Annotated in this window: 1 protein-coding gene; it reads left to right on the top strand. The window is 63.5% G+C overall.

Annotated features, from left to right (window positions below; translation table 11 throughout):
• Positions 1–384: type VI secretion IcmF C-terminal domain-containing protein (locus M5B99_RS29850; RefSeq protein ID WP_318654604.1), on the top strand; the 384-nt coding region annotated here is incomplete at both ends.

Raw genomic sequence — 384 nt, 5'->3', positions numbered from 1 at the left:
TACCTCGAACAGTTCCTGCGCGGGCAACTGAACGGGGTCTTGCGCAAGGAAGGCAGCCGTTGGGTGGTCGATCCCACTCATAGCCAGGGCCTGCGCTTCAACCCGCAGTTTCTGACGGCGATCAACCAACTCAGCCACCTGGCCGACGTGCTCTACACCGATGGCGGCCTGGGGCTGGGCTTCGAGTTGCAGGGCAAGGCCGCGCGGGACGTGGTGCAGACCACCTTCATCCTCAATGGCGAGAAGCATCATTACTTCAACCAGAAGGAAAGCTGGCAACGTTTCAACTGGCCGGGCCGTGGCGACTACCCGGGCGTCAGCCTGACCTGGACCAGCGTGCGGGCGGGTGAGCGCCTGTTCGGTGATTACTCGGGGACCTGGGGG

It is taken from the genome of Pseudomonas sp. MWU13-2100 (genome assembly GCF_023242365.1).
Classification (GTDB): Bacteria; Pseudomonadota; Gammaproteobacteria; order Pseudomonadales; family Pseudomonadaceae; genus Aquipseudomonas.
The sequence above is the reverse complement of the archived record's forward strand: the minus strand, read 5'-3'. Positions and strand labels throughout refer to the sequence as shown.